The sequence below is a fragment of the Mycobacterium sp. genome (genome assembly GCF_035506235.1).
Classification (GTDB): domain Bacteria; phylum Actinomycetota; class Actinomycetes; order Mycobacteriales; family Mycobacteriaceae; genus Mycobacterium.
In genome coordinates this window covers 1-3,308 of record NZ_DATJPU010000193.1, presented here as the reverse complement: position 1 = coordinate 3,308, position 3,308 = coordinate 1, and the positions used below count along the sequence as shown (strand labels likewise).

The window sequence follows — 3,308 nt, the reverse complement described above, 5'->3', positions numbered from 1 at the left end:
GCGTGGCGCCAGGGTATGTCGACGGGCCGGCGGCCCTCGATGTGTCGATCGCCGCGGTGGTGACCTGTGTCGATTCATCGGTGTGGCTGAGCCAGGCGCTCGGTGACGCCCAACTCGACGACGGGCGCACCCGTGCCCAGGTGGTGGTCGGGCAGGCCGAATTCGCCGACGTGGCGGTGTTAAACAGCGCTAACCCGATCGTGGCTGCCGTGCTGCGCCGGCTGTCACCGCGCGCACGGATTCACGTGGGCGCCGAGGGCATCGGGCAAGCGTTGGACAATCTATTCGTCGATGCGCGGCGAGGCGAAAGCGACGATCCGCACGGTCCGCTGCTGGCCGGACAGCCACCCCTGGATTCCAGAGGTCCAGTCAAACTGGTCGAGTTCACTGCCAGGCGCCCCTTCCATCCGCAGCGTCTGCACGCTTGCCTGGACCTGCTGCTCGACGGCGTGATCCGAACCCGGGGACGGCTGTGGCTGGCCAGCCAACCCGAGCAGGCGATGTGGTTGGAATCGGCCGGCGGCGGATTGCGGGTCAGTTCGGCCGGCAAATGGCTGGCCGCCCTAACCGGCCCTGAGCTTGCCGACATCGATGCAGAGCGCCGCGTCTTCGCGGAGCTGACATGGGACGACCGCTACGGCGATCGGCACACCGCGATGACCGTCCTGGTGTACAGCGCGCACCCCGCCGAAATCCTCGACGCCCTTAATGGAGCGCTGCTCACCGACGACGAGCTTCGCACCCCGCAGGACTGGATCGGCTACGACGACCCGTTCGGCGACTGGCACGAAGACCCCTGCGAAGCACCAGCCGACGATGACGAAGACACACCTGCCCACCACACCCAGCACGGAGAACGATGATGAAACCCGGCATCCACCCCGATTACCACCCCGTCGTCTTCCAAGACGCCACCACCGGTGCGATGTTCCTGACCCGATCGACCCTGACCAGTTCGCGCACCATCGACTGGGAGACACCGGACGGGGTGCACACCTACCCACTCGTCGTCGTCGAAGTCACCGCGGATTCACACCCGTTCTGGACCGGCAGCCGCCGCATCGTCGACAGCGCCGGACAAGTGGAAAAATTCCACCGCCGCTACGGCAGCCGGCAACCGTCTACACCCAAACGGGACGCCGAAGCCGCACAGTGAAAACCGGCGACAACTCCATCCCGCATCGTCGCCCGCGGGCATCTTCAGATGAGGCAACGAATCGCCGCAGGCGGGCATTAACGACGAGTCATCTCGCGATTCGGCCGCCGTGACGCCGAACCGGTAGCCTGGCATTTACCAACGCGGGCTGGAGCAGCTCGGTAGCTCGCTGGGCTCATAACCCACAGGTCGCAGGTTCGAATCCTTTAGGGCCACCTTTAGGGCCACCTATGGGCCACCTATAAAGGGCGCGGTGTCACTGTTGGCATTCGCTCGAAGCGGCGATGACGACATCGGTGACAAGTCCCCAACGATGCACTTGCGAGTGATGCTGGATCTGCCAGTCGGAGCCCAGCAGGGCGCGCATGGCGATGGGGCGACACCCTCCCACCAGCTGAGGGGCGACTTGCCACAGCCCATTCCAGGCTTGGGAGACGGCCCTTTCGAGCCGCCCTTCTCCGTGGGTAAGGCTGGCCAGGCACAGCCGGCCCCCGGGGGCCAGAATCCGACGCAGATCGTCCAGAACGGCCCGCGCGTAGTCTGCGTCGAGCAGGTCGAACACGAACGTGGACAGGACACGGTCGGCGAACCCGTCGTTGGCGGGTAACGGTAGTGAGCCGTCGACCAGCACCACCTCGGCGCGCTGCGCCCAGGCGTTGAGCCGATTGGTGGCCAACTTGATCATTACCGGGCTGAGATCGACGCCGAGGTAGTTGATGCTTTCCGGCAGCGCCCCCAGAAGGCGCGCGGCCAACCGGCCGGTGCCGCACCCGAACTCAAAAATCGTCTGGTCTGCGGCCAGGGCTGCGTTGGCCACGAGCCGGTCGGTAGTCGCGTCCTCGTAGATGGCCTGCCAGTCCTGGACGCGTCCGATCCGGTCGTAGACCGAACGGGCCTGCTTCAGGGTGAGTGCCACGGGAGCGTCCTCCTTCATCGACGAGTGAGTCTTCGGCTGGTTCAAAGCCCGTTGCGGCGAAGGGCGTTGGTGACGATTTCTTTGAGTTGGGTGAGGTCGTGGGCGGCGTTGATTTCATCGGATGTGAGGAGTTGGGTGAGTTCTTCGTCGGTTGTTTCGAGGAAGGCGGCGGGACAGTCGACGTCGAGGTTGGGGTGAGCTGCGCGAAATGTCGATCTGTACTGGAAGTCGACGGCTAGGCCGAGGTTGGCGACGAAGCGTCGCCAGGTCTTGTTTTTGATGAGCCCCGAGTAGGTGATGTCGCAGAGGTGGCAGTCGGTAATCCCGGTGGTGATCGCCGAGTAAATGTCTCGCAACATGCTCAGTGGTGTGGCGTCGACGTTGTAGACGAACACCAAACGGGTGCCGGTCGAGGCTCGTTGGGTCATGGGTGTCGCTTGTCGTATTGGCTTGCTCCACAAGGCTTATCAGCTGCTGACTCCTTAACCCGGGTTCGGACTGCATGGCCGTAGCAGACGCGGACGTCGTCGTGGATGTCGCTGCTGGTCATCGGGTGCGCTCCACGGCAGTCGTGAACTCGGCGGGTATGCGACCCATGACCACATCGACCGCCGAGGGGAAACAGGTCAGACAGTTCGTGTTGATCCGCCACAAGCTCGAGGTGCCTCGCTGATCGACAAGAACGAAACGCACGTCAGCCAACTTCGCAAGGTGATGAGAGATTGTCGACTGTCCCACATCGAGGCGCTCCGTAAGCTCACCAACGGTCATCGGGGCCTCAGCGTTTGCGAGTAGGTGAAGGATCAGTACTCGCGTTGGATCACCGAGGGCGCGGAACCACGACGCCCATTTCTCGGCTGTCGCTCGGTCGATCCCCGTGGCCGTATTCATCGATAATCGACGATAATCGATGAAGACTTCTCCGGGCAAGGTCAACTTTCACGAATCTCTTGATGCGCTCTGTGGGGTCTGGGGTTAAGTTTTCATCCGCTTTGCATCCGCCATGCGGTTGGGATTGCGTGTTCTGAACCGTCGGAATTGGTCCAGTGTGTCCAATTTGACCAGCATAAACGCCTTCCACCTGACTTTGCCTCAGCCTGAAAAGCGGAAGGTCGGCGGTTCGATCCCGCCCCTGGCCACCACTGTCAGCTTCGCGGGCTCCCACGGTCGCGGCATGCCGGAGCAATCAGGCCCGGTGCACGTGATGGCGCAGCACCGAGCGCCTGCAGCACCGTT

The 3,308-nt window shown here is 63.3% G+C and carries 5 protein-coding genes; 2 read left to right on the top strand and 3 right to left on the bottom strand.

Annotation, left to right across the window (positions count from 1 at the left end):
- Positions 1–863, top strand: an 863-nt coding sequence (gene mrf / locus VMD50_RS18265; RefSeq protein WP_325429313.1) for a ribosome hibernation factor-recruiting GTPase MRF, incomplete at its 5' end; no start/stop codon positions are given.
- Positions 863–1,156 (top strand): type B 50S ribosomal protein L31, encoded by a 294-nt coding sequence (locus VMD50_RS18260; RefSeq protein WP_325429311.1) that lies wholly within the window; start codon positions 863–865, stop codon positions 1,154–1,156. The genes mrf and VMD50_RS18260, both read left to right, overlap by 1 nt.
- Positions 1,157–1,412: 256 nt before the next feature.
- Here the strand turns inward: VMD50_RS18260 and VMD50_RS18255 are convergent, their stop codons facing one another.
- From VMD50_RS18255 to VMD50_RS29900, 3 genes are all read right to left on the bottom strand, one after another.
- A complete protein-coding gene (locus VMD50_RS18255) occupies positions 1,413–2,072 on the bottom strand; it encodes a class I SAM-dependent methyltransferase (protein WP_325429309.1) in 660 nt (219 codons plus the stop codon).
- Between the two features lie 41 nt (positions 2,073–2,113).
- Positions 2,114–2,500, bottom strand: a complete 387-nt coding sequence (locus VMD50_RS18250; RefSeq protein ID WP_325429307.1) for a hypothetical protein — start codon at positions 2,498–2,500, stop codon at positions 2,114–2,116.
- A 118-nt stretch (positions 2,501–2,618) separates the two neighbouring features.
- Entirely contained in the window at positions 2,619–2,963 is a 345-nt protein-coding gene (locus VMD50_RS29900; protein ID WP_414686108.1) for an ArsR/SmtB family transcription factor, read from the bottom strand.
- Positions 2,964–3,308: the final 345 nt, after the last annotated feature.